Source organism: Xaviernesmea rhizosphaerae, from assembly GCF_001938945.1.
Taxonomy (GTDB): Bacteria; Pseudomonadota; Alphaproteobacteria; order Rhizobiales; family Rhizobiaceae; genus Xaviernesmea; species Xaviernesmea rhizosphaerae.
The window spans coordinates 159,240-180,705 of sequence record NZ_MKIO01000021.1; the positions used below are offsets into that span (position 1 = coordinate 159,240).

Below are 21,466 nucleotides of genomic sequence, written 5' to 3' on the forward strand. Positions count from 1 at the left end.
ACTGTGGAATCGTCGGCAGTCCGATGTTTTAGAGTCTTGTTTTTGTACCGGATTTGTCCAAAAATCGGCTCTCAGCTTTTAGACCAGTGCTCTCATCGCTGCGGTGTTTGCGACCGGTCTCTTTGACATCGCTTGCGCAGCGACCTCATCCTGCTAACCTGTGGCTGTGGCTGTGGCAGAGGATCGCGAGAGGCCCCGTCGAATGAAGGGCCGCGACAATGGCCTGCCCGTGCCTGAGGGATAAAGGACCCATTGCCATGGATCTGCAAACGCTTCTGACCTTTGCCGCCGCCTTCTTCGTCTTCGCGGCCAGTCCCGGGCCCGACAATCTGACGATCGTTTCCAAGACGGTCAGCGCCGGTCCGGCGCATGGCCTGGCCTATGGCGCGGGCATGGTGCTGAGCATCCTCGGCTTCGTCATCTTCGCCGCCGTCGGGCTGAATGCGGTGGCGCAGGCGCTGAACGAGAACTTCCGCTTCGTCCAATATGCCGGGGCCGCCTACCTCGTCTATACCGGGGTGCAGATGTGGCGGGCGGAGCCGGTGATCGCCGCGCGCGCGCCGCGTGGCGGCCTGGCCCGGCTGTTCATGACCGGCTTCCTGCTGAACCTGACCAACCCGAAAATGCCGATCTTCTATCTTGCGCTCCTGCCCGGCGTGCTCGGCACGCGCAGCCTGACGGTCACCGATACGGCGGAGCTGATGCTGGTCATTCTTCTCGTCGAGATCCTGGTCGTCGGCTTCCACGTCGCCGCCGCCAGCCGCGCCCGCCGCTTCATCGCCACGCCGCGCCGGATCAGGGCGCTGAACCGCGGTGCCGGCTCGCTGATGATCGGCGCCGGCGTGCTCGTCGCCAGCCGTTGATGGTTGGCGCGCCGGACCGAAAAGTGGGAACCGGTTTTCGAAAAAATCCGATGCAAAAACAAAAATCTAGAGCATCGCACTGAGGACTGTTTTCAGTCCGATGCTCTAGACAGCCGGGCGATGAGGACAGCGCGATCAACCGATGCTCTGGGGCGGAGGCGGCCTTGAGCGTCAACACTGGATAGGCCATCAGTGCCGCCGTGCCTTCAGCCAGAGCAGAACCTGCACGCGGATGGCCGAGGAGAGATTGCTATCGACCGGCCTGGTATCGTCGATCTCGGCGATGAGCTGGGCAAGGGCGATCCCGCGCGCGGCGGCCATGGCATGCAGCTCCGCCCAGAAGGGTTCTTCGAGCGAGATGCTGGTCCTGTGCCCGTGCAATGTGGCGGAATGCTTACGGATCATCGTCACTCTTCCAAGTCAGGAATGGCAGCGCGAAGCCGGCTTGTGTCAGGCGTCGTCGCTGCCATCAGGCGCAGATTCGCGCCCGCCCTGGTCGAGTCTGCCCTGTTCAAGCTTACCTTGGTCGAGCTTGCGATCGGCCATCGCGTTGACTGCTTTGGTCAGCGTCTTTTCCGCCTTGGTGCGGCCGAAGCTGATGCGATTCTGTTCGGCGGTCTTTTCCTTGTCGCGGCGCGCCTTCTGCTTGCGCGCCTGCCTGAGGTTGACGACCTCGCCGCTCATGGCTCAGTTCTTCTTGCGGAAGCTGTCGAGGGAGACGACCGAGCCGCCCTTCTTCTCGCCGTCGCCCTCGGCCGCCGGGGCCTTGGGTTCGCTCGGGGAGGCACTTTCGGTCGGCACGGGATAGGCGGTGATCTCGGCGTCCTGCAGCTCGTCCATCGAGGCGACGTCGAATTCCAGCTCGAAATTGACGGAAGGGTCATAGAAGCCGCGCACGGCGTTGAACGGAATCACCAGCTTCTCCGGCGTGTCCGAGAAGGACAGGCCGATCTCGAACTGCGATTCGGTCACCTTCAGTTCCCAGAACTGGTGCTGGACGACGATGGTCATCTGCTCGGGATATTTTGCCTTTAGGTGCTGCGAGATGCGCACGCCGGGCATGTTGGTGAGGAAGGTGATGAAGAAATGATGGTCGCCCGGCAGATGTCCGGTCGCCGCGACCTCGCTCAGAACCTTGCGGATCACGCTGCGCAGCGCGTCCTGTGCGAGAATGTCGTAGCGGATATGGTCCTGGCCCATCAGATCCCCATTTGTCTTGCCGTCAGAAGGGTTTGCTTGTCGCTTGCGCGGACGGCGCGGCAACCGCGTTCATCCCCGTCATTTGCATTATCTATAGACGATTTCAAGACGGGCGAGAAGGCTAACAGCCCAAGCCTGTCATCTGACAGATAAGGAAGCCGGCGATTGCGGCAGGAAGAGGGAGGGCGAAGGTCGAAGAGGGAAGGTGAAGGCTTCTGTTGCCAGGTGCCTTCGGACCCCGCCTAAGAGTGCGACCCCTTAGGACTTGATTTGAAGTGTCACACCGCGATTAAGCAGCGAGACGAGCTTCCGCATAGTTGTCGTTGGCAACTACTAATTTGACCCGATAACGGCGGTATCATGCCGAGCAAAAAAGCGATCTTTACACCCTTGTCGATCCTATTTCGCCCCCATCAAAAGCCGGTCGGTCTGTTCAGCGCCGCTTTTTGCGGCCGGACCGGTTTTTGGTGGAGGCGCCGGGTACCGCCCCCGGGTCCAATAGGCTTATTCCATCGTTCGTTTATTGCCATAGTCGCCTTGCGACGACACGGTTCATATAGGCCTTCGGGGCGCGGATGAAAAGGGCAGGGCTTGCGAAAAGCCCGCCATTTCCCGGCCAATTTTCCTTTGCCGCCTTTGCAAATCTCGGTGTTATCGGCCGCCTTGTCCGCGCCGGCCGCCAATGGGAGGGAGAAGTGAGCAGGGGAAAAGCCGCCCGCCGGCTTTCTTGGTGGCGTCGGCAGCCTTATGCTGGCCCATCCCCGAGGGAGGCGTTGACACGGCGCTTCCTCTGTTTCCCCGCCGCATCGGCTTTGAGGTGGAGCGCCGTCCCATGAAGCAATATCTCGACCTTCTCGCCCATGTCATGGAGCATGGTACGGACCGGGGCGATCGCACGGGCACGGGCACGCGCTCGGTCTTCGGCTATCAGATGCGCTTCGACCTATCCGAGGGCTTTCCCGTCACCACGACCAAGAAGCTGCATCTGCGCTCCATCATCCATGAGCTGCTCTGGTTCCTGCGCGGTGACACCAACATCGCCTATCTGCACGAGCATGGGGTGACTATCTGGGATGAATGGGCGGACGAGACAGGCGAACTTGGCCCCGTCTATGGCCGGCAATGGCGCTCCTGGGCCACGCCCGATGGCCGGCAGATCGACCAGATGGCGCTGCTCGTCGAGGGGCTGAAGACCAATCCCAATTCCCGCCGCCACATCGTCTCCGCCTGGAATCCGGCCGAGGTGGACGATATGGCGCTGCCGCCCTGCCATTGCCTGTTCCAGTTCTATGTCGCCGACGGACGCCTGTCCTGCCAGCTCTACCAGCGCTCGGCCGACATCTTCCTCGGCGTGCCCTTCAACATCGCCTCCTATGCGCTGCTGACCTTGATGGTGGCGCAGGTGGTGGGTCTGAAGCCGGGCGATTTCGTGCACACGCTGGGCGACGCGCACCTGTACAAGAACCATTTCGAGCAGGCCCGGCTGCAGCTGAGCCGCACGCCGAAGCCCCTGCCGACCATGCGGATCAATCCTGATGTGCGCGATCTCTTCGGCTTCCGCTATGAGGATTTTACGCTGGTCGGCTATGAGGCCGAGGCCAATATCGCGGCGCCGATCGCCGTGTGATTGCGGCGCCGCCGCAGCAGGAAGAAGAAAAGGGCCACGATGAGCGAAGCAAAGGGAAAACCGCAGGTTTCCATCGTCGTGGCCATGGCAAAAAACCGGGTGATCGGGCGCGATGGCGGCATGCCCTGGCGCCTGCCGACCGATCTGGCGCAGTTCAAGCGGCTGACGCTGGGCAAGCCCGTCATCATGGGGCGGCGCACCTTCGAGAGCCTGGGCCGGCCGCTGCCCGGGCGCGATAACATCGTCATCAGCGGAAAGGCCGATCTGGTGCTGGAGGGGGCAGAGGTGGTGGCGTCGCTGGAGGCAGCGCTGGCGCTGGCAGAGCGCCGGGCCGAGGCGCGGGGGGCGGAAGAGATCGCCATCATCGGCGGCGGGCAGATCTATGCCCAGGCGCTCGATCATGCCGAGGTGCTCTATGTGACGGAGGTCGAGGCGGAGCCGGAGGGGGATACGCTTTTTCCGGAAATTTCGCCTGATCGTTTCCAGAAGATTGACGAGGCGCCCATGCCCCGGGGCGAAAAGGACAGTCACGCCATGCGCTTCGTGATCTGGCGGCGGCAATCAACGGGATGTTGATCGATTTTGCCCCGCCAATGCCATAAAGCGAAAGCCGCCCGCGTTGAAAGCACCGGGGGCGATACCTATAACGAGGACATTCGCATCGGGTTCCTAAAATGACCGGATGTCGATCCTGACGGTTCAAGCAAAGAGGTGTGAATGCCCTGGAGCAATCAGAACGGCGGCGGCCCCTGGGGTGGCGGCGGCGGCGGTAACAAGGGCCCCTGGGGACAGGGACCGAACCGGCCGCGCGGCGGCGGCGGTGGCGGGCGCGGCAATGGCGGTCCGCCGGATCTGGAGGAGATCCTGCGCCGCGGCCAGGACCAGCTCAAGGGCATCGTTCCCGGCGGATTCAATGGCGGCGCGGTGGCCATCATCGCCCTCGTGCTCGTCGGCTTCTTCCTCCTCAACGCGATCTACACCGTCCAGCCGGACGAGCGCGGCGTCGAAATGCGCTTCGGCAAGCCGAAGGACGAGATTTCGATGCCAGGCCTGCATTTCCATCTGTGGCCGCTCGAAACCGTCGAGCTGGTCAAGATCACCGAGCAGCAGCAGAATATCGGCCGGCGCTCGGGCATGGGCGACCAGAACTCGTCCGGTCTGATGCTGACGGGCGACCAGAACATCGTCAACGTCCAGTTCTCGGTGCTGTTCTCGGTCACCGATCCGCGCGCCTATCTCTTCAATGTCGAAAACCCGGCGCAGACGCTGCAGCAGGTGGCTGAAAGTGCGATGCGCGAGGTTGTCGGCCGTCGTCCGGCTCAGGACATCTTCCGCGACAACCGCCAGGCCATCGCGCTCGACGTGAAGAGCACGATCCAGGCCACCATGGATGCCTATGGCGCCGGCCTGTCGGTCAACACCGTTTCCATCGAAGATGCCGCTCCGCCGCGCGAAGTGGCCGACGCCTTCGACGAGGTGCAGCGCGCCGAGCAGGACGAGGACCGCTTCGTCGAGGAAGCCAATCAATATGCCAACCAGGTGCTCGGCAGGGCCCGAGGCCAGGGCGCGCAGGTTCGCGAAGAGGCGGCTGCCTACAAGGACCGCGTCGTCAAGGAAGCCCAGGGTGAGGCGCAGCGCTTCGTCTCGGTCTATGACGCCTATCGCCTGGCGCCCGAGGTCACCCGCACCCGGCTTTATCTGGAAACCATGCAGGAGGTTCTCGGCAAGTCGAAGAAGATCATCATCGACGAGAGCAAGGGCCAGGGTGTTCTGCCCTATCTGCCGCTGAACGAGATCAATCCCCGTCCGGCGCCGCAGCAGGGAGGGGCGCAGTAACATGAACAACCGTCTCCCCTATGTGCTGATCGCGATCGGCGTTCTCCTGATCGTCGCCTATTCCTCGATCTTCGTCGTGACCCAGCGCCAGCAGGCCATCGTTGTGCGCTTCGGTCAGATCCGCGCGGTCAAGACCGAGCCGGGCCTCTATTTCAAGCTGCCCTTCGCCTTCATGGATGCCGATCGCGTGCAATATGTGCCGGCCCAGGCGCTCCGCTTCGACCTGGACAATATTCGCGTCCAGGTCTCCGGCGGCAAATTCTATGAAGTCGATGCCTTCATGGTCTATCGCATCGCCGATGCGCGCCGCTTCCGCGAAACGGTGTCGGGCGATCGCGAATCGGCCGAAGCGCGCCTGCGCACCCGTCTCGATTCGTCGCTTCGTCGGGTCTACGGTCTGCGCGGCTTCGAATCGGCGCTTTCGGACGAGCGCGCCGCGATGATGCGCGAGGTCCGGCAGGACATGAAGGCCGATGCCGATTCGCTCGGCATCCGCATCGAGGATGTCCGCATTCGCCGGACCGACCTGACGCAGGAGGTTTCGCAGCAGACCTTTGACCGGATGAAGGCCGAGCGTCTGGCCGAGGCCGAGCTGATCCGCGCCCGTGGTAATGAAGAAGGCCAGCGCCGGCGGGCGATTGCCGATCGTCAGGTCGTCGAGATCGTCGCCGAGGCGCAGCGCGAAAGCGAAATCCTGCGCGGTGAGGGCGAAGGCGAGCGGACGCGCATCTTTGCCGATGCGTTCAACCGCGATCCGGGCTTCTTCGCCTTCTATCGGTCGATGAACGCCTATAATGCGGCGATCGCCAATCCGGAAACGACGCTGGTCATCTCGCCGGACTCGGAATTCTTCCGCTACTTCAACAGCGCTGCGGGCGCCGCCGCGCCGGCGACATCCCCCGCGCCAGCACCTGCTGCCGCTGCCCCGGCGGCGACGGCACCCGCCAACTGACCCAAGGCCATCGGCCGGCGGAGCGCCTTGACAGGAGCGTTCCGCCGGCCTTTTTATCTCAGGCACCTCGACCGACTTTTCCGAAGGATCGGTCGCTGCCCGCCCGCATTTGAGCCGCCGCCGCGGCACGAGAGTCGCCCATGCATCGCAAGCTCCTCCTTCGCCTCATCGACGCGGAATATGCCATCACGCGCCTCAATATCGGTTCGCAGATCCCCGACTGGGTCGCCGGTCCCGGCTTCTGGGCTGCCATCTCGTCGCGCGAGGAGCTGACGCTGGTCTGCCGCGCTGCGCGCGTGCCCTCCAGCATTCATTCGTCGCTGGGCTGGCGCTGCTTCCGCATCGAACAGCACTTCGCTTTCGATGCGCCGGGGGTGCTGTCCTCGGTCGTCTCGCCGCTCTCCTCGGCCGGGGTCGGCGTGTTCGCCAATTCGACCTTCAGCACTGATTACGTCTTCATCCTCGGTTCCGATCTGGAGAAGGCCGTTGCCGCGCTGAAGGCCAGCGGCCATGAAATCATGGTCTGAGCGTGCGCGGGACCATCGCATAACGAAAACATGACTAGACGGGTCGGGCGGGGCTCCTATCCTTTGCTCTTGAGCGGGCGCATCGCCGCGATGCACCGATGTTACCGTGACCAAGCGTCAGCCCGTCCGGCTTGCGCGCTTTCGCGTCATCGTCCATTTTGCGCGCGTCATGCCGCATCAGCCGAAAGGTCCCCTTATGGGCTCGCCGCACCGTCCGCGCTTTTCTTCGACGCTCTCCCAGCGCGGCATTCTCGCCGGCCTCCTGGCGCTGGGGCTGGCGCTTCCGGCCGGGCCCGGCTTTGCCCAGGCGCCCGCAGCCCCGCAGCCGCCGGCCAGCGAGCCGCAGGCGCTTCCCGCGCCGCCGACGGGCAAGCCGCTGCAGCCTGGCCTCGCGCCCTCTGCCCGCCATGCGGCACAGGGGCCGGCATCCGTGGCCGATCTCGCCGCCGGTCTGCTTGATGCCGTGGTGAACATCTCCACCTCGCAGAACGTCAAGAACGACGACGACACACCGAGCCCGAAGGTGCCTGAAGGCTCGCCCTTCCAGGACTTCTTCAATGATTTCTTCAACGGCCAGGGCGGCGAAAACAATGCCGGCCGCAAGGTCGAATCGCTCGGCTCCGGCTTCGTCATCGATCCCGCCGGCTTCATCGTCACCAACAATCACGTCATCGAGGGCGCCGACGATATCGAGGTCAATTTCGCCAATGGCTCCAAGCTCAAGGCCAGGCTGGTCGGCCGCGATACCAAGACCGATCTGGCGCTCTTGAAGGTCGAGCCGCGCAAGCCTCTCGTCGCCGTGCCCTTCGGCGATTCGCGCCGCATGCGGATCGGCGACTGGGTGATGGCGATCGGCAACCCGTTCGGCCTGGGCGGCTCCGTCACGATCGGCATCGTCTCGGCCCGCGGGCGCAACATCAATGCCGGCCCCTATGACAATTTCATCCAGACCGATGCCGCCATCAACCGCGGCAATTCCGGCGGCCCGCTGTTCAACATGTATGGCGAGGTGATCGGCATCAACACGGCGATCATCTCGCCCTCGGGCGGCTCGATCGGCATCGGCTTCTCCGTGCCGACAGAGCTGGCGCAGAATGTCGTGCAGCAGCTCAAGGAATTCGGCGAGACCCGGCGCGGCTGGCTCGGCGTGCGCATCCAGCCCGTGACCGACCAGATTGCCGAAAGCCTGAAGATGGACACGCCGCGCGGGGCGATGGTGGCCGGCATCATCGACAACGGCCCGATCAAGAATGGCGAGATCAAGCCGGGCGACGTGATCGTCAAGTTCGCCGGCGAGGAGATCGAGGAGATGCGCGACCTGCCGCGCATCGTCGCCGAGAGCCCCGTCGGCCAGGCCGTTGACGTCGTCCTGTTTCGCGACGGCAAGGAAATGACGGTCAAGGTGACGCTCGGCCGGCTGGAAGACAGCGAGCCGGCGGCCGACAAGGACGCAGCCGGCAAGAACAAGGCCGCGCCCGGCGCCGACGAACCCGACGATACGCCCGACGAGGGCGCGGACAACAAGGGCGATGGCAATAAAGGCGAGGGCACCGACCAGGCGGAGCCGCCCGCCGCCACCCTTCCGGCCGCCGATGCCGTTCTCGGGATGAAACTCGCCGCGCTGACGCCCGAAACCCGCAAGCAGTTTTCCGTGGTGCAAACCGTCGAGGGCGTGCTGATCACCGAGGTGACCCCGCAATCGCCTGCCGCCGACCGCCGGCTGCAGCCGGGTGATGTGATCATGGAAATCGGTCAGGAAGGAATGAAGACGCCCGAGGACGTCGTCGCCCGCGTCGAGGAACTCAAGGCCAGCGGCCGTCGCAATGCGCTGATGATGGTGGCGAACAAAGCAGGCGAGCTGCGTTTCGTCACCCTGAGGATCGAGTAGCGTCGGCCCTGACCGACGGCAGAGGGCCGAAGAACGGATCCGGTTTTTCGGCCCGATGTTCTCAGGCGCGTCGCGATCTTTCGGATTGGCATCCCGCGCCCTCGACCTTTTCGCCGTAAAGGGTGATCGCAAGGCCGTCGGCCGCGTTTGCGCGGCATGCTTTCATTGCAGCCTATCCCCGGGCGCGAACCCGAGGACACCATCTTGCGAGAGATAAGCCCTGTCTTGCGAGAAGTGAGCCCTGTCGGCCGGCAGACGATCACAGGGTGATCGTCTGCTCTTGGCTCACATGCCCTGCGCGCCGCGGTTCATGGCGGCGATGCCCGTGCGGCAGATCTCGATGAGGCCGAGCGGCTTCACGATGGCCACGAACTGGTCGATCTTGGAGGATTTGCCGGTGATCTCGAAGATAAAGTGTTCGATCGTGGCGTCTACCACCTTGGCGTGGAAGGCATCGGCCAGACGCAGCGTCTCGGCGCGCGTCTCGCCATCCCCGCGCACCTTGAGCAGAGCGACTTCGCGCTCGATCGGCCGCTCATGGCCGAGCGCATTGGCGCGCACCGTCAGATCGACAACGCGGTGCACCGGCACGATGCGCTCCAGCTGCGCCTTGATCTGTTCCAGCACATGCGGTGTGCCGCGGGTGACGATGGTGATGCGCGACAGATGCGCCTCATGTTCCGTCTCCGACACGGTCAGGCTTTCGATGTTGTAGCCCCGGCCGGAAAACAGACCGATCACGCGTGCCAGAACGCCCGGCTCGTTGTCCACCAGCACCGACAGCGTATGCTTCTCGGCCTTTTCGGTTTCCTTGGCGATGAAATAGGCCGATCCCGTCGGCTGTAGGTGTGCGTTCATGATCCTTGACTGTCCTCTCCAGCGTCTTGTGCCAGTTCTACCCTGGCTTCAGGCCATTTGCGTTTCGCGCGCCGAACCAGGGCGCGATCGAAAGTGATGAAAGTCCGTGCGCCAGCCAAGACGAGGTGCATGGCATCGGCGAAGTCCATTCCCGCCTCGTGCAGGTCGAGAACTTTTGCCATCTCTTCGGCCCGCTCGACCTGAAGAGACGGCATAAAAAGAAGAGACCTAAACTTCTCGGTGATGCTTGCCCGGTCGGCCTTGACGATGCTGCGCAACACCCACTCCGTTTCCAGGAGCACGCTCCATAGAATAACAAGGCGGGACTGCATCAGCAGATCCTCGACAATCCGCGTCTGCTCCTCATCGACAAGGACGAGCAGGCGCACGAGGATGTTGGTGTCAATCGCGTAGGTCTTCATCTGTCTGTCGCTGTACACGCTCCCAGCGGCGCTTGGCCTCCTCCAGAATAGCCTTCTCGATCATTTCATCCGTGATCACAGTGCCATTATAGGGAAGGCGTTGTGCAAGAAACGCCGCCGCCGTCAGCGGCTTCGTTTCCCGTTCCACCTCCGGCGCGGAGGGCGGCACCGGTTCGACCACCAGACGGCCGCCCGACTGCGAAATCTCCACCTCAGCGCCCGGCGCAAGACCCACGGCCTCGCGCAGGGCGCGGGGCAGGACCAGCGTTCCGGTTTCCGATATGCGCGCTCTGGTCATCATCCGCTCCAGATCAGACGGGAAGGCCTGCGAGATTACAGCCTTCCCGTCCGCCGATCAAACCAGCTGTCGGCCCTTGGCGTCGATGGCGTTGGCCACCGCCTCGTCGGTCGCCTCGTCGGGCAGCAGCATGTCGTTGTGCGCCTTGCCCGAGGGGATCATCGGGAAGCAGTTGGCAAGGTTGGCCACGCGGCAGTCGAAGATCACGGGCGCCTTGGTGTCGATCATCATGCGGATCGCATCGTCGAGCTCCGCCGGATCCTCGCAGCGGATGCCGACGCCGCCATAGGCTTCCGCTAGCTTGACGAAGTCGGGCATGGCCTCGGTATAGGAGTTGGACAGCCGGTTGCCATGCAGCAGCTGCTGCCACTGGCGCACCATCCCCATATACTGGTTGTTGAGGATGAAGATCTTGACCGGCAGGCCGTACTGCACCGCGCAGGACATTTCCTGGATGCACATCTGGATCGAGGCATCGCCTGCTATGTCGATGACGAGGCTTTCGGGATGGGCGACCTGAACGCCAATCGCCGCCGGGAAGCCATAGCCCATGGTGCCGAGCCCGCCGGAGGTCATCCAGCGGTTGGGCTTTTCGAAACCGTAGAACTGCGCGGCCCACATCTGGTGCTGGCCGACTTCGGTGGTGATGTAGGTGTCGCGGTCCTTGGTCAGCGCGTAGAGCCGCTGGATCGCATATTGCGGCATGATGACGTCGCTGCTCGGCTTATAGGCCAGCGAGTTGCGGGCGCGCCAGCGCTGGATCGAGCTCCACCAGTCGGCCAGCTGGGCCTTGCGATCGGCGTCTGCCTGGTCGGCCGAGGCGCGCCACAGCCGCAGCATGTCTTCCAGGACCCGGCCGACATCGCCGAGAACCGGCACGTCGACATGGACGATCTTGTTGATCGAGGAGGGGTCGATGTCGATATGGATCTTCTTCGAATTCGGCGAGAAGGCGTTCAGCCGGCCGGTGATGCGGTCGTCGAAGCGTGCGCCGATGCAGACCATGACGTCGCAATCATGCATCGCCATGTTCGCCTCGTAGGTGCCGTGCATGCCGAGCATGCCCAGCCAGTTCTCGCCGGAGGCCGGATAGGCACCCAGACCCATCAGGGTCGAGGTGATCGGGAAACCGGTGAGCGCGACCAGTTCGCGCAAGCGCGTGGAAGCCTCGGGGCCGGAATTGACCACGCCGCCGCCGGAATAGATGATCGGACGGCGGGCCGAGCACATCAGCGCGACGGCTTCCTCGATCCGGGCACTGTCGCCGGAAAGCTTCGGCTGGTAGCTCTTCTGAACGCGTGCCGCTTCCGGCGGCCGATAGGTGCCGGTTGCGAACTGGACGTCCTTGGGAATATCGACGACGACGGGGCCCGGACGGCCGGACTGGGCGATGCGGAAGGCCTCATGGATGATGCCGGCCAGCTCGTCGACATCCTTGACCAGCCAGTTGTGCTTGGTGCAGGGGCGGGTGATGCCGACGGTGTCGCATTCCTGGAAGGCGTCCGAGCCGATCAGGGTGGTGGGAACCTGGCCAGAGATGCAGACGAGCGGGATGGAGTCCATCAGCGCGTCCTGCAGCGGGGTGACGGCGTTGGTTGCGCCCGGGCCTGACGTGACCAGCATGACGCCGCACTTGCCGGTGGAGCGGGCATAGCCCTCGGCCATGTGGCCGGCGCCCTGCTCGTGGCGAACCAGAATATGCTTGATGTCTTCCTGCTGGAAGATCTCGTCATAGATCGGAAGCACGGCGCCGCCGGGATAGCCGAAGATCACTTCGACGCCATTGTCCTTCAGCGCGCGCAGAACGATTTCCGCGCCGGTCATCCGATTGTCTGTCTCGCTCATGGTCTTGTCGTCCCGTTCGTTTCGGCAGTCAGCTGTCTTGGCAGGCTGGTGTCTTGGCAGGTTGGGGTCTTGAAGGCATAAAAAAAGGCCCCGTCAGGAGCCTTGGATCGCGCATGGGTGGCTATCGCCGGATGGTTACACCATCCTGCCCATGCGCCGACCCACCACAAGAATTTCTTTGCGAATAATCATGGCCGGGAGTGTTAGCGGCAAAGCCTCGACCCGTCAACGCTTTGCCGCCGATTTTGCGGAAGCCTTGGCTTTCACGCGCCGCTTTTCTTCGAGACCGCCCGCAATATCGTGGTTTTCTTCGGCGACGCAGCAGAAAACACTCAAGTTTTTGCCCCGCACATGAACGGCTTCTTAAAGCCGGCGCGGTTATTGTCGGTGCGCAATGCATGAGGGCAGCCCTGTGATCGACGGTCAAGAAACCGGTTCCGACAGCGCAAGCGACAGGGACCGCCGCGACGTTCTGACGCCCGGAAACCGCTTTCTCGGACGCGTCGTGGCCTGCGACGGCACCAAGGTCGTCATCGCCGCCGAAGCGCAGAACGGTGAGACGACGCTGACCGAGCTGTGGTCGGTCGGCCGCCTCGTGTCGATCTCGGTCGGCACCAACCGCGTCGTGGCGCTGGTCGCCTCCATGCGCACGGCCACGTCTTCCTGGGGCGAAGCGGCCAACAATGTCTTTCTTGTCGATGCCGAGCTGATGGGTGAGGTGCGGATGGAGGCGGAAGGCCGCGAGATCTTCTCGGCCGGCATCACCCGCTATCCCTTCATCGGCGCCATCGCCCACCGCATCCGCCAGGCGGATCTGCGCCGCATCTATGACAGCGGCCTGCCCGATAGCTGCGCGATCGGCGAGCTGACCCAGGACGAGACGATCGCGGCGACCATCCATGTTCCCTCCATGCTCTCCAAGCATTTCGCCGTGCTCGGCTCAACCGGCGTCGGCAAGTCTTCCTCCGTCTCGCTGCTGCTGCGCAAGGCGGTGGAAGCCGATCCGAAGCTGAGGGTGCTGATTCTCGATCCGCACAATGAATTTGCCGCGGCCTTTCCCGACAAGGCCGTCACCATCGATACCGACACGCTGGAACTGCCTTTCTGGATGATGCGGCTGGAGGAATTCGCGGAGGTGATCTTCCGCGGCCGGCCGGCAGCACCGGAGGAATATGATGTGCTGCGCGAAGCCATTCCCGAGGCCAAGCGCGCCTTTCGCGGCGGGCTGGATGGCGCGCTGATCCGGCGCCAGGCCGAACGCGCCGGCCTGACCGCCGACACGCCGGTTCCCTATCGCATGAGCGATCTCCTGGCGCAGATCGACGAGCGGATCGGCCGTCTGGAAGGCCGGGCGGACAAGCCGGCGCTGCGCGCGCTGAAGACCCGGCTTCTCGCGGCACTCGATGATCCGCGCTATCGCTTCATGTTCGCCGCCGGCACGGTGGAGGACAGCCTGCAGGAAATTCTCTCGCGGATCTTCCGCCTGTCCGGCGATGGCAAGCCGATCACGGCCTTTCAGCTTGCCGGCATTCCGGGCGAGGTGGTCAATGCCGTGGCCTCGGTCCTCTGTCGCATGGCCTTCGACATCGGCCTGTGGAGCGAGGGCGCGGTGCATGTGCTGGTGCTGTGCGAGGAAGCGCACCGTTATGTGCCGGCCGATGCCGCCCTCGGCTTTCTTCCGACGCGCCAGGCCATTGCTCGCATCGCCAAGGAAGGGCGCAAATATGGCGTCTCCCTTGGTATCGTCACCCAGCGGCCGAGCGAGCTGGACCAGACCATCCTGTCGCAATGCTCGACCGTCTTTGCCATGCGGCTGGCCAATCTGCGCGACCAGGAGATCATTCGCTCGGCCATCCCGACCTCGTCCAGCTCGACCACGACCTTCCTTTCGGCCATCGGCAATGGCGAGGCAATCGCCTTTGGCGAAGCGGTGGCCGTGCCGATGCGCATGCGCTTCACCCGCCTGCCGCCGAACCGCCTGCCGCGCCCGCATCAGCACGGCGAGGAGGGCTGGACGGCCGAAGGACGACCGCTTGACGTCAACACCATCGTCGCCCGCATGCGCGCCGTCGCCAGCCCCGACATCACCGGCTTCCAGCAGCGTTACGAGGCCATGTCCGAGCGCGCGACAAGCGAGCCGCCCGGTATTCTCGACCGTGATGCGTCTTCGGGCAGCCAGGGGTTCGAGCCCTATTCACCCTCCATGCTGCCCGGCGCCGGCATGCCCGAGAGCCGCTTCGGCAATCCGCAGGCAGACCGCTTCAACGCCCTGCGCCGGCAGATCCTGAGCACGGACAGCGGACCCGACCGCCGGCCGGGCGGCGGGACGCCGAGGAAGGGCTGACAAAAGCAACTGACCGTGCGACGCGACGAAGGCGTGTCGCGCAGATTGCATTGTCACAGTGCGGATGTTGCCCCGATCACGTCCTTCGCCGCCCCATCCGCCGGATCGAGCCGGATCCAGCTTTCATCGAGCTGGTTGCGGAACCAGGTCATCTGTCGCTTGGCATATTGGCGGGTGGCGGCGGCGCTGGTTTCGATGACCTGGGCCGGCGTCATGTCCCCCTCGAGCATGGCGGCGATCTGCGGCACGCCGATCGCCTTCATCGCCGGCATGGCCGGCGGCAGGCGCAGCGCGAGCAGCGCTTCGACCTCCTCCACCGCGCCGGCTTCGAACATTGTCGCGAAGCGCCGGTCGATGCGCTCGGCCAGCAGCGCGCGGTCGGGCTGCACCACGATCTTCAGCGCTTTGTCCGGCGCAATTGCTATCGGGCCGCCCGCCGCTTGCCAGTCCTGGATCGAGCGGCCGCTGACCGCGATGATCTCCAGCGCGCGCACGATGCGCTGGCCGTCATTGAGCTTGAGCAGGGCGGCGCCTTGCGGATCCTTTTCGGCCAGTTCGGCATGCAGCGCCGGCGCGCCCTCCTCAGCCAGACGCGCGCGGAGCCTTTCGCGCACGGGCGCGGGCACGGCGGGCATTTCGGCCAGCCCGCCGGTCAGAGCCTTGAAGTAAAGGCCGGTGCCGCCGACGAACACGGGCAGGCGGCCTTCCTTCTCAAGACAAGCGAGCAGCGCCACGGCCTCACGCAGCCAATCGCCAGTGGAATAGGCCGCCTGCGGCGGAACATGGCCATAGAGCCGGTGGTCGATGCCCTCCATATCCTCCAGCGATGGCCGCGCGGTTAGCACCTGCAGGATGTCATAGACCTGCATGCTGTCGGCATTGACCACGACGCCGCCATGGCGGCGCGCCAGATCAAGGGCGAGCGCGGACTTGCCGCTGGCCGTCGGCCCGGTTATCAGGATCGCGTCGATTGTCCGGCCGTTCCGCTTTTCGAGGTTTTGCATCATGGCTCTCGTTGCCACGCTTGTCGCCGCTCCGTCAAACCCCGTTCTGACGCCGGCCCTCGGCGAACGCGCGGCCGAGGCGGCTTCCGCCTCCGGCCTTTATTGGCTGGCCGATGGCATTGCCTGCGATCTCGCGCTGAAGGACGGCCAGCCGGCCGAAGAAGCCGAAGCCGCGCTGCGGGCAGCCCTCGATGGCGCGCCGGTGGATATCGTGGTGCAGGTGGCCGATGACAGGCGCAAGGCCTTTCTGGTCGCCGACATGGATTCCACCATGATCCAGCAGGAATGCATCGACGAACTCGCGGCGGAAGTGGGCCTGAAGGACAAGGTCTCCGCCATCACCGCCCGCGCCATGAACGGGGAAATCGCCTTCGAGCCCGCCCTGATCGAGCGTGTCGCCCTGCTGAAAGGCCTGCCGTTGTCGGTGATCGACGATGTGCTGGCCAAGCGCATCACGCTGATGCCGGGCGGACCGGAGCTGATCGCGACGATGAAGGCCAAGGGCTGCTATACCGCCCTGGTCTCCGGCGGCTTCACCCTGTTTACAGGCCCCGTCTCGAAAATCCTCGGTTTCGACGAGCACCGCGCCAACCGGCTCGTTGCGGAAGGCGGCCAGCTGACCGGCGCGGTGGAACGCCCGATCCTCGGCCGCGAGGCCAAGGTGGAGGCGCTGGTCGAGATCGCCGCCAGGCTTGGTCTGACGCCTGAGGATGCCATGGCGGTGGGCGATGGCGCCAATGATCTCGGCATGATCCAGCTTGCCGGCGCCGGTGTCGCCCTGCATGCCAAGCCGACGGTCGCCGCCCAGGCCCGCATCCGCATCGATCATGGCGACCTCACCGCGCTTCTCTACATTCAGGGCTACCGCAAGACGGATTTCGTCCAGCCGGTGGCGTGAACGCGCGCCCGCGGCGGACCGAAGGAGACTGTTCCTGTGATCATCGCCCGGACCGAAAGGCTGACGCTGCGCAATTGGGAGGAGAAGGACCGTGACCTGTTCTTCACCATCAACAGCGATCCGCAGGTAATGGAATTCTTCTCCCGGCGGCGCAACCGGGCCGAGGCGGATGCGCTGTTCGACCAGAACCGGGCGCGCATTGCCGAGACAGGCTATGGCTTCTACGCGCTGGCGCTCAGCCAGGACGACGCGGCTATCGGCTTCTGCGGGCTGGCGCGCGCCGATCTCGCGCCATTGCTGCCCGAGGAGACGATCGAAGTCGGCTGGCGCCTGGCGCGCCCCTTCTGGGGGCATGGCTATGTGACGGAGGCGGCCGAGCGGTTGCTTGCCTATGGGTTTAAGGAGCGCGGCCTGCCGGAGATCGTGTCCTTCGCCGTGGCGAACAATGACCGCTCCACCGCCGTCATGCGGCGCATCGGGCTCAGCCACGTGCCGGACGGCGATTTCGACCATCCCCGCGTCGCCGACAGCCATCCCCATCTCAAGCGCCATGTCCTCTACCGCATGACGGCCGAGCACTATGCGGCCGGCAAGGTGGCTGACTGATGCCAAGTGTCGATCCGGCTTCGTCTGGAGCGATCAGCCGTCCAGTGGCTGCGTGCGGTTCGCCATCATCCGCGCCAGAGCGGGGCCGATCAGCGTGACCAGGATGAGGCGCGCGGTCTGCAGCGCCATGACGAAGGGCACGTCGACATCGCTTGATGCGGCGATGATGGCGATCGAATCCATGCCGCCGGGGCTGGTGGCCAGATAGGCGGTCAGGGGATCGATGCCGGCAAGCTTCGACAAGAGCGCGGCGAGCAGGCCCGACAGGCCAATCAGAACGACGATCGACAGCACGGTGGGCAGCAGGGCGCGGCGGGCGTGGGCGACGATGGCGCGGTTGAAGCCGAGGCCGATGTTCCAGCCGAGCAGCGCATAGCCGATCGTCAGCAGCCAGTTGGGCAGCACCACAGTGATGACGCCCGTGGCGTTGAGGATGCCGCCGATGATGAAGGGCGCCATGACGCCGCCGGCGGGCAGCTTCAGCGCCAGCCCGAGCGCGGTGGTGGCCACCATCATGACGATGGTTTCGGCAAAGGCGAGCGGCTCCACGGGGTTGAAGAAGTCGATCGGCGCCGGCTCCCGGCCGCTCAGGCCCACCCAGTAATGGGCGACCAGCGCGGCGCAGCCGGCCACGAACAGCACCCGCAGATACTGCATGAAGGCCACCAGACGGGCATCGGCGCCATAGGCCTCGGCCATCAGCATCATCGTGCCGGCGGCGCCTGCCGAGCAGCCCCAGATCGCCGTGGTGCCGGGCAGGATGTTGAGCCGGCTGATGGCCCAGCCGCTCAGCGTGCTCATGGCGATGACGGCGACGATGATGGCGAGGAACAGCGGCCAATTGCCGAGGAAGGTGACCAGGATATTGCCGGTGATGGCGCCGGCGATCATCGTGCCGATCAGCGCCTGGGCGACGATGACCGAGGGTTTGGCAAGCCGGATGGTGGCGCCCGAAAGGCCGAAGGCGATGCCGCTCAGCATCGGCCCCATCAACAGCGCCGCCGGCAGGCCGAACCATTCCAGAATGGCCGCAAGCGCTGCGGAAGCGACGAGCAGCAGCCCCCATTGCACCGGCCTGGCCAGACGGGCAAGGCCGCTCGCGGGGGCAGGGCCGGGCGCGGTTGACATGCTTTCCACTCCAGTCTGTCGGCCGTGCTGGGGCGGCGCGCCACATGGCTGCGCTCGCGCTTCACGGGGTCGAGGGGCCCGGTGGCCGGAACAGGGCAGCGGGGTTCATGCTGCGTCAACACGGCGGCCGGGCGATGCTGCGCCGCACTCCTAGCAGAGCCGGACAGGGGAAGCGAGCGGAAGATGGGCCGGATCGGGCGCGCACAGTCTCCGGTCTGGCCTCTGGTCGGCCGGCTGAATCGCCGCCTTTTTCTCTCCGCGGCGCGTCACCGCTGCGCCCGGGTCGCGGCTCTTGTTCTTTTTTTGTTTCCTTTCGCGCTCTGGCGAGCCGCGACGGTTGCGCTTTCGCCTCGAATCCTGCCATGTCGGCGCATGCAGTTCGCACCACAACAGGATGAGGCGCTCAAGGCCGTTGACCGATGGCTGAAGGAAGGGCGCAGGCAGCTCTTTCGCCTGTTCGGCTATGCCGGCACGGGCAAGACAACGCTTGCCCGCCATTTTGCCGAGCAGGTGGATGGCGATGTCGTCTTCTGCGCCTTCACCGGCAAGGCCGCTCAGGTGCTGCGCTCCAAGGGCGCCAGCAATGCCAGGACAATCCATTCGCTGATCTATCGCCCGCGCGGCGAGGAGGAGGTCTCCGACGAGGAGACCGGCAAGACCTCGATCGCGCCGATGTTCTCGATCAACCGCCAGAGCCCGGTGGCCAAGGCGGCTTTGATCATCGTCGACGAATGCTCGATGGTGGACGAGGCGCTGGGGCGCGACCTGATGAGCTTCGGCACGCCGATCCTCGTGCTTGGCGATCCCGGCCAGCTGCCGCCGGTCTCCGGCGGCGGTTTCTTCACCAATGAAGAGCCGGATTTCCTGCTGACCGAGATCCACCGACAGGCGCGCGACAATCCGATCATCCAGCTCGCCATGCAGGTGCGCGAGGGCAGGGAGATCATGTATGGCGATTATGGCGAGGGCGCGCGCGTCATTTCCAAGAACGAGGTGACGCAGGCCCTGGTGCTGGAGGCCGATCAGGTGCTGGTCGGCACCAACCGGACGCGCAAGCGCTACAATTCGCGCCTGCGCGAACTGAAGGGCTTTTCCACCGACTATCCGCAATCCGGCGACAAGCTTGTCTGCCTGCGTAACGACCCCGCCAAGGGTCTGCTCAACGGCTCGCTGTGGCAGGTCATGACCTCGTCCAAGGAGACGGTAAAGCCGGGGATCAATCTGATGATCCGGCCCGAGGATGACGACATGGATCGCGGCGCGGCCAAGATCAAGCTGCTCAAGGCCGCCTTTGAGGAGAGCGAGGGCGAGATCCCCTGGTCGACGCGCAAGCGCTATGACGAGTTCGACTATGGCTATGCGCTGACCGTGCACAAGGCACAGGGCTCGCAATGGAACAATGTCGTGCTGTTCGACGAGAGCTTCGCCTTCCGCGACAGCCGCGAGCGCTGGCTCTATACCGGCATTACCCGCGCCGCCGAGACGCTGACCATCGTGCGCTGAGCGCGTCGCCGATCGCTCGCAAGGGTCAGCCGCCATTGCCTGGGGGGCCGGCCGGGCCGCTGCAGAGGCAAGTGCAGCGGTTCAGCGAAGGTCAATGCAGAAGGGCGGCAAGGGCCGCCAGGGCTTCACGCTCGCTCTTGCCCGCTTCCGTGGCCGTCGCAGTCAGGCTTTTCCCGGCCGTTGCCTGCAGGCCGCGCGCGGTCAGCGAAGAGACGATATCCTCCGGCGTGCGGTGAAGAACCACCGAAAGTTCGGCGGGCGTGCTGGCCATGAGCGCCTGCGCCAGCACGATCTGCGGCGGGGCGCGGCGCACGGTGCTGCCGGTCAGGGCCGGCCAGGCAAAGGCGATGGCCGCGACCATCGACAGCCCCAGCGCCGCCGCCATGGGCGGGCGTTTCAGATACGCCGTCAGCGGCCGCCAGTTTCGCCACAGATGCAAGAGGAAGGGCAGGATCAGCACCATGCTCAGCCATTCATGCATGCCCTTGAACGCCGGCTCGCTCCAGTGAAAGAACAGGCCGATCCCGGAAATGAGGGAGACGAGGAACAGTCCGGTGGTGAGCGGAGTGGCATAGCGCGAGAGCAGGGCAGGCATGGGGTGCTCCGGAAAAGCGAGGCGGCGGGACAGGATGCGGCGGGTGGCGGGATCGAGACCGCGGGCCCCCATCCGGTGACGATCGCTCGTCCTCGTCACCAGCATCTAGCCGCCGGCGCGCTCTGAGTCCCGTTAAATCCCTGTCATCTTGGCCGGCGCTGCGCTGCGCGCGCGGCCTCTGCGCTTTTGGCGAGACGGTCGCGAATAGTTGTTCCCGTCACAAAACCGCTGCACCTTTTCCCGTGCGCTTCGATTAAGAGAGGGGCACATCCGTTTCTTCTGTGAGTCCCGCTATGGCCGCTCTGCTTTCCGTCAATCTCAACGCCATCGCCATGCTGCGCAACCGCCGCGATCTGCCCTGGCCGTCGGTGACCGGCATCGGCCGCATCGCGCTTGCAGCCGGGGCGAGCGGGCTGACGGTGCATCCGCGTCCCGACCAGCGCCACATCCGCTTCTCCGATCTGGCGCCGATCCGTGCGCTGATCGACACGGAATTTTCCCACGCCGAGTTCAACATGGAGGGCTATCCGAGCGCGGATTTCCTGGAGCTGGTCGCCGAGCATCGGCCGGAACAGGTGACGCTGGTGCCCGACGATCCGGCGCAGGCGACCTCCGACCATGGCTGGGATTTTCGTGTGCATCAGGCGATGCTGACGGATGTCTGCAGCCGGCTGCATGACGAGGGGTTCCGCGTGTCGCTGTTTGCCGATGGCGTGCCGGACCGCGAGGCGCTCGAGATTGCGCGCGCCGTCGGTGCCGACCGGATCGAGCTTTACACCGGCCCCTATGGCGGCACCTATGCGGATGAAGCTGCTGCCGAGCGGATTGCCGAAGAATTGGGGCAGACGGCGGAGATCGCCGGTGCGCTGAGGCTCGGCGTCAATGCCGGCCATGATCTGACGGTCGACAATCTGCCGCGTCTGGTGCGCCATATTCCGGCGCTCGCCGAAGTCTCGATCGGCCATGGGCTGACGGCCGATGCGCTGGAATACGGGATGGCCGAGACGGTGCGCCGCTTCCGCCGGGCCTGCGGCCAGACGGTGGATTGATCACCTAGAGCATCGGACCGAAA

22 protein-coding genes and 1 other RNA gene are annotated in these 21,466 nt (G+C 64.8%); 12 read left to right on the top strand and 11 right to left on the bottom strand.

The window, feature by feature from the left end:
• Positions 1-257: 257 nt before the first annotated feature.
• A complete protein-coding gene (locus BJF92_RS04495) occupies positions 258-863 on the top strand; it encodes a LysE family translocator (RefSeq protein ID WP_075633572.1) in 606 nt (201 codons plus the stop codon).
• 189 nt (positions 864-1,052) lie between these two features.
• Here BJF92_RS04495 and BJF92_RS04500 read toward each other — a convergent pair whose 3' ends face one another.
• The 4 genes from BJF92_RS04500 to ssrA all read right to left on the bottom strand — a co-directional run bounded on the left by BJF92_RS04500 (position 1,053) and on the right by ssrA (position 2,649).
• The gene (locus tag BJF92_RS04500) at positions 1,053-1,268 is read right to left on the bottom strand and encodes a ribbon-helix-helix domain-containing protein (RefSeq protein WP_075633573.1); all 216 of its coding nucleotides are present in this window, start codon (positions 1,266-1,268) and stop codon (positions 1,053-1,055) included.
• Positions 1,269-1,313: 45 nt separating this feature from the next.
• A complete protein-coding gene (locus tag BJF92_RS04505; protein WP_075633574.1) occupies positions 1,314-1,547 on the bottom strand; it encodes a DUF4169 family protein in 234 nt (77 codons plus the stop codon).
• Between the two features lie 3 nt (positions 1,548-1,550).
• Positions 1,551-2,063, bottom strand: a complete 513-nt coding sequence (locus BJF92_RS04510; protein WP_075633575.1) for an SspB family protein — start codon at positions 2,061-2,063, stop codon at positions 1,551-1,553.
• 204 nt (positions 2,064-2,267) lie between these two features.
• Positions 2,268-2,649: a transfer-messenger RNA gene (gene ssrA / locus BJF92_RS04515) on the bottom strand.
• Between the two features lie 246 nt (positions 2,650-2,895).
• On the opposite strand from ssrA, the gene BJF92_RS04520 reads away from it, so the two are divergent.
• From BJF92_RS04520 to BJF92_RS04545, 6 genes are all read left to right on the top strand, one after another.
• Complete coding sequence (locus BJF92_RS04520) at positions 2,896-3,690, top strand: thymidylate synthase (protein WP_075633576.1); 795 nt, start codon at positions 2,896-2,898, stop codon at positions 3,688-3,690.
• Between the two features lie 39 nt (positions 3,691-3,729).
• Positions 3,730-4,266 (top strand): dihydrofolate reductase, encoded by a 537-nt coding sequence (locus BJF92_RS04525; protein ID WP_075633577.1) that lies wholly within the window; start codon positions 3,730-3,732, stop codon positions 4,264-4,266.
• A 141-nt stretch (positions 4,267-4,407) separates the two neighbouring features.
• Positions 4,408-5,526, top strand: a complete 1,119-nt coding sequence (gene hflK, locus BJF92_RS04530) for an FtsH protease activity modulator HflK (protein ID WP_075633578.1) — start codon at positions 4,408-4,410, stop codon at positions 5,524-5,526.
• A 1-nt stretch (position 5,527) separates the two neighbouring features.
• Positions 5,528-6,478, top strand: coding sequence for a protease modulator HflC (gene hflC, locus BJF92_RS04535; RefSeq protein WP_075633579.1), 951 nt, complete (start codon positions 5,528-5,530; stop codon positions 6,476-6,478).
• A 140-nt stretch (positions 6,479-6,618) separates the two neighbouring features.
• Positions 6,619-7,005: an ACT domain-containing protein gene (locus BJF92_RS04540; RefSeq protein WP_075633580.1), complete on the top strand. Its 387-nt coding sequence runs from the start codon at positions 6,619-6,621 to the stop codon at positions 7,003-7,005.
• Positions 7,006-7,201: 196 nt separating this feature from the next.
• Positions 7,202-8,893 (top strand): Do family serine endopeptidase, encoded by a 1,692-nt coding sequence (locus tag BJF92_RS04545; RefSeq protein WP_075633931.1) that lies wholly within the window; start codon positions 7,202-7,204, stop codon positions 8,891-8,893.
• 285 nt (positions 8,894-9,178) lie between these two features.
• Here the strand turns inward: BJF92_RS04545 and ilvN are convergent, their stop codons facing one another.
• Genes ilvN through BJF92_RS04565 form a run of 4 tightly spaced genes read right to left on the bottom strand, consistent with a single transcriptional unit; the run spans position 9,179 to position 12,316 of the window.
• On the bottom strand, positions 9,179-9,751 hold the full coding sequence (gene ilvN / locus BJF92_RS04550; RefSeq protein ID WP_075633581.1) for an acetolactate synthase small subunit: 573 nt from the start codon (positions 9,749-9,751) through the stop codon (positions 9,179-9,181).
• On the bottom strand, positions 9,748-10,173 hold the full coding sequence (locus BJF92_RS04555) for a type II toxin-antitoxin system VapC family toxin (RefSeq protein ID WP_075633582.1): 426 nt from the start codon (positions 10,171-10,173) through the stop codon (positions 9,748-9,750). Before BJF92_RS04555 ends, ilvN begins: the two co-directional genes overlap by 4 nt.
• Positions 10,154-10,471: an AbrB/MazE/SpoVT family DNA-binding domain-containing protein gene (locus BJF92_RS04560; RefSeq protein ID WP_158032185.1), complete on the bottom strand. Its 318-nt coding sequence runs from the start codon at positions 10,469-10,471 to the stop codon at positions 10,154-10,156. Before BJF92_RS04560 ends, BJF92_RS04555 begins: the two co-directional genes overlap by 20 nt.
• Positions 10,472-10,528: 57 nt before the next feature.
• On the bottom strand, positions 10,529-12,316 hold the full coding sequence (locus BJF92_RS04565; RefSeq protein ID WP_075633584.1) for an acetolactate synthase 3 large subunit: 1,788 nt from the start codon (positions 12,314-12,316) through the stop codon (positions 10,529-10,531).
• A gap of 412 nt (positions 12,317-12,728) precedes the next feature.
• On the opposite strand from BJF92_RS04565, the gene BJF92_RS04570 reads away from it, so the two are divergent.
• Entirely contained in the window at positions 12,729-14,660 is a 1,932-nt protein-coding gene (locus BJF92_RS04570; RefSeq protein WP_425356446.1) for an ATP-binding protein, read from the top strand.
• A 53-nt stretch (positions 14,661-14,713) separates the two neighbouring features.
• On the opposite strand, the gene miaA is transcribed toward BJF92_RS04570, so the two are convergent.
• Positions 14,714-15,667, bottom strand: a complete 954-nt coding sequence (gene miaA, locus BJF92_RS04575) for a tRNA (adenosine(37)-N6)-dimethylallyltransferase MiaA (protein ID WP_075633586.1) — start codon at positions 15,665-15,667, stop codon at positions 14,714-14,716.
• Here miaA and serB point away from each other — a divergent pair.
• Entirely contained in the window at positions 15,666-16,562 is an 897-nt protein-coding gene (gene serB, locus BJF92_RS04580) for a phosphoserine phosphatase SerB (protein ID WP_075633587.1), read from the top strand. The two genes, miaA and serB, sit on opposite strands and share 2 nt — an antisense overlap.
• Before the next feature lie 36 nt (positions 16,563-16,598).
• Positions 16,599-17,168: a GNAT family N-acetyltransferase gene (locus BJF92_RS04585; protein WP_075633588.1), complete on the top strand. Its 570-nt coding sequence runs from the start codon at positions 16,599-16,601 to the stop codon at positions 17,166-17,168.
• Positions 17,169-17,201: 33 nt separating this feature from the next.
• On the opposite strand, the gene BJF92_RS04590 is transcribed toward BJF92_RS04585, so the two are convergent.
• Positions 17,202-18,296 carry an AbrB family transcriptional regulator gene (locus BJF92_RS04590; protein ID WP_075633589.1) on the bottom strand — a complete coding sequence of 365 codons (1,095 nt, stop codon included), beginning with the start codon at positions 18,294-18,296 and terminating at the stop codon, positions 17,202-17,204.
• 372 nt (positions 18,297-18,668) lie between these two features.
• On the opposite strand from BJF92_RS04590, the gene BJF92_RS04595 reads away from it, so the two are divergent.
• Entirely contained in the window at positions 18,669-19,799 is a 1,131-nt protein-coding gene (locus tag BJF92_RS04595; protein ID WP_075633932.1) for an ATP-dependent DNA helicase, read from the top strand.
• Between the two features lie 91 nt (positions 19,800-19,890).
• On the opposite strand, the gene BJF92_RS04600 is transcribed toward BJF92_RS04595, so the two are convergent.
• Positions 19,891-20,394, bottom strand: a complete 504-nt coding sequence (locus BJF92_RS04600) for a DUF4405 domain-containing protein (RefSeq protein ID WP_075633933.1) — start codon at positions 20,392-20,394, stop codon at positions 19,891-19,893.
• A gap of 293 nt (positions 20,395-20,687) precedes the next feature.
• Between BJF92_RS04600 and BJF92_RS04605 the strand changes: the two genes are divergently transcribed.
• Positions 20,688-21,443: a pyridoxine 5'-phosphate synthase gene (locus BJF92_RS04605; RefSeq protein WP_075633590.1), complete on the top strand. Its 756-nt coding sequence runs from the start codon at positions 20,688-20,690 to the stop codon at positions 21,441-21,443.
• The last annotated feature ends 23 nt before the right edge of the window (positions 21,444-21,466 follow it).

Bases quoted from the DNA above. Each gene is read 5' to 3' on its own strand.
- BJF92_RS04495 (WP_075633572.1), top strand. From the start codon at position 258: ATGGATCTGCAAACGCTTCTGACCTTTGCCGCCGCCTTCTTCGTCTTC.
- BJF92_RS04500 (WP_075633573.1), bottom strand. From the start codon at position 1,268: ATGATCCGTAAGCATTCCGCCACATTGCACGGGCACAGGACCAGCATC.
- BJF92_RS04505 (WP_075633574.1), bottom strand. From the start codon at position 1,547: ATGAGCGGCGAGGTCGTCAACCTCAGGCAGGCGCGCAAGCAGAAGGCG.
- BJF92_RS04510 (WP_075633575.1), bottom strand. From the start codon at position 2,063: ATGGGCCAGGACCATATCCGCTACGACATTCTCGCACAGGACGCGCTG.
- BJF92_RS04520 (WP_075633576.1), top strand. From the start codon at position 2,896: ATGAAGCAATATCTCGACCTTCTCGCCCATGTCATGGAGCATGGTACG.
- BJF92_RS04525 (WP_075633577.1), top strand. From the start codon at position 3,730: ATGAGCGAAGCAAAGGGAAAACCGCAGGTTTCCATCGTCGTGGCCATG.
- hflK (WP_075633578.1), top strand. From the start codon at position 4,408: ATGCCCTGGAGCAATCAGAACGGCGGCGGCCCCTGGGGTGGCGGCGGC.
- hflC (WP_075633579.1), top strand. From the start codon at position 5,528: ATGAACAACCGTCTCCCCTATGTGCTGATCGCGATCGGCGTTCTCCTG.
- BJF92_RS04540 (WP_075633580.1), top strand. From the start codon at position 6,619: ATGCATCGCAAGCTCCTCCTTCGCCTCATCGACGCGGAATATGCCATC.
- BJF92_RS04545 (WP_075633931.1), top strand. From the start codon at position 7,202: ATGGGCTCGCCGCACCGTCCGCGCTTTTCTTCGACGCTCTCCCAGCGC.
- ilvN (WP_075633581.1), bottom strand. From the start codon at position 9,751: ATGAACGCACACCTACAGCCGACGGGATCGGCCTATTTCATCGCCAAG.
- BJF92_RS04555 (WP_075633582.1), bottom strand. From the start codon at position 10,173: ATGAAGACCTACGCGATTGACACCAACATCCTCGTGCGCCTGCTCGTC.
- BJF92_RS04560 (WP_158032185.1), bottom strand. From the start codon at position 10,471: ATGACCAGAGCGCGCATATCGGAAACCGGAACGCTGGTCCTGCCCCGC.
- BJF92_RS04565 (WP_075633584.1), bottom strand. From the start codon at position 12,316: ATGAGCGAGACAGACAATCGGATGACCGGCGCGGAAATCGTTCTGCGC.
- serB (WP_075633587.1), top strand. From the start codon at position 15,666: ATGGCTCTCGTTGCCACGCTTGTCGCCGCTCCGTCAAACCCCGTTCTG.
- miaA (WP_075633586.1), bottom strand. From the start codon at position 15,667: ATGATGCAAAACCTCGAAAAGCGGAACGGCCGGACAATCGACGCGATC.
- BJF92_RS04590 (WP_075633589.1), bottom strand. From the start codon at position 18,296: ATGTCAACCGCGCCCGGCCCTGCCCCCGCGAGCGGCCTTGCCCGTCTG.
- BJF92_RS04595 (WP_075633932.1), top strand. From the start codon at position 18,669: ATGCAGTTCGCACCACAACAGGATGAGGCGCTCAAGGCCGTTGACCGA.
- BJF92_RS04600 (WP_075633933.1), bottom strand. From the start codon at position 20,394: ATGCCTGCCCTGCTCTCGCGCTATGCCACTCCGCTCACCACCGGACTG.
- BJF92_RS04605 (WP_075633590.1), top strand. From the start codon at position 20,688: ATGGCCGCTCTGCTTTCCGTCAATCTCAACGCCATCGCCATGCTGCGC.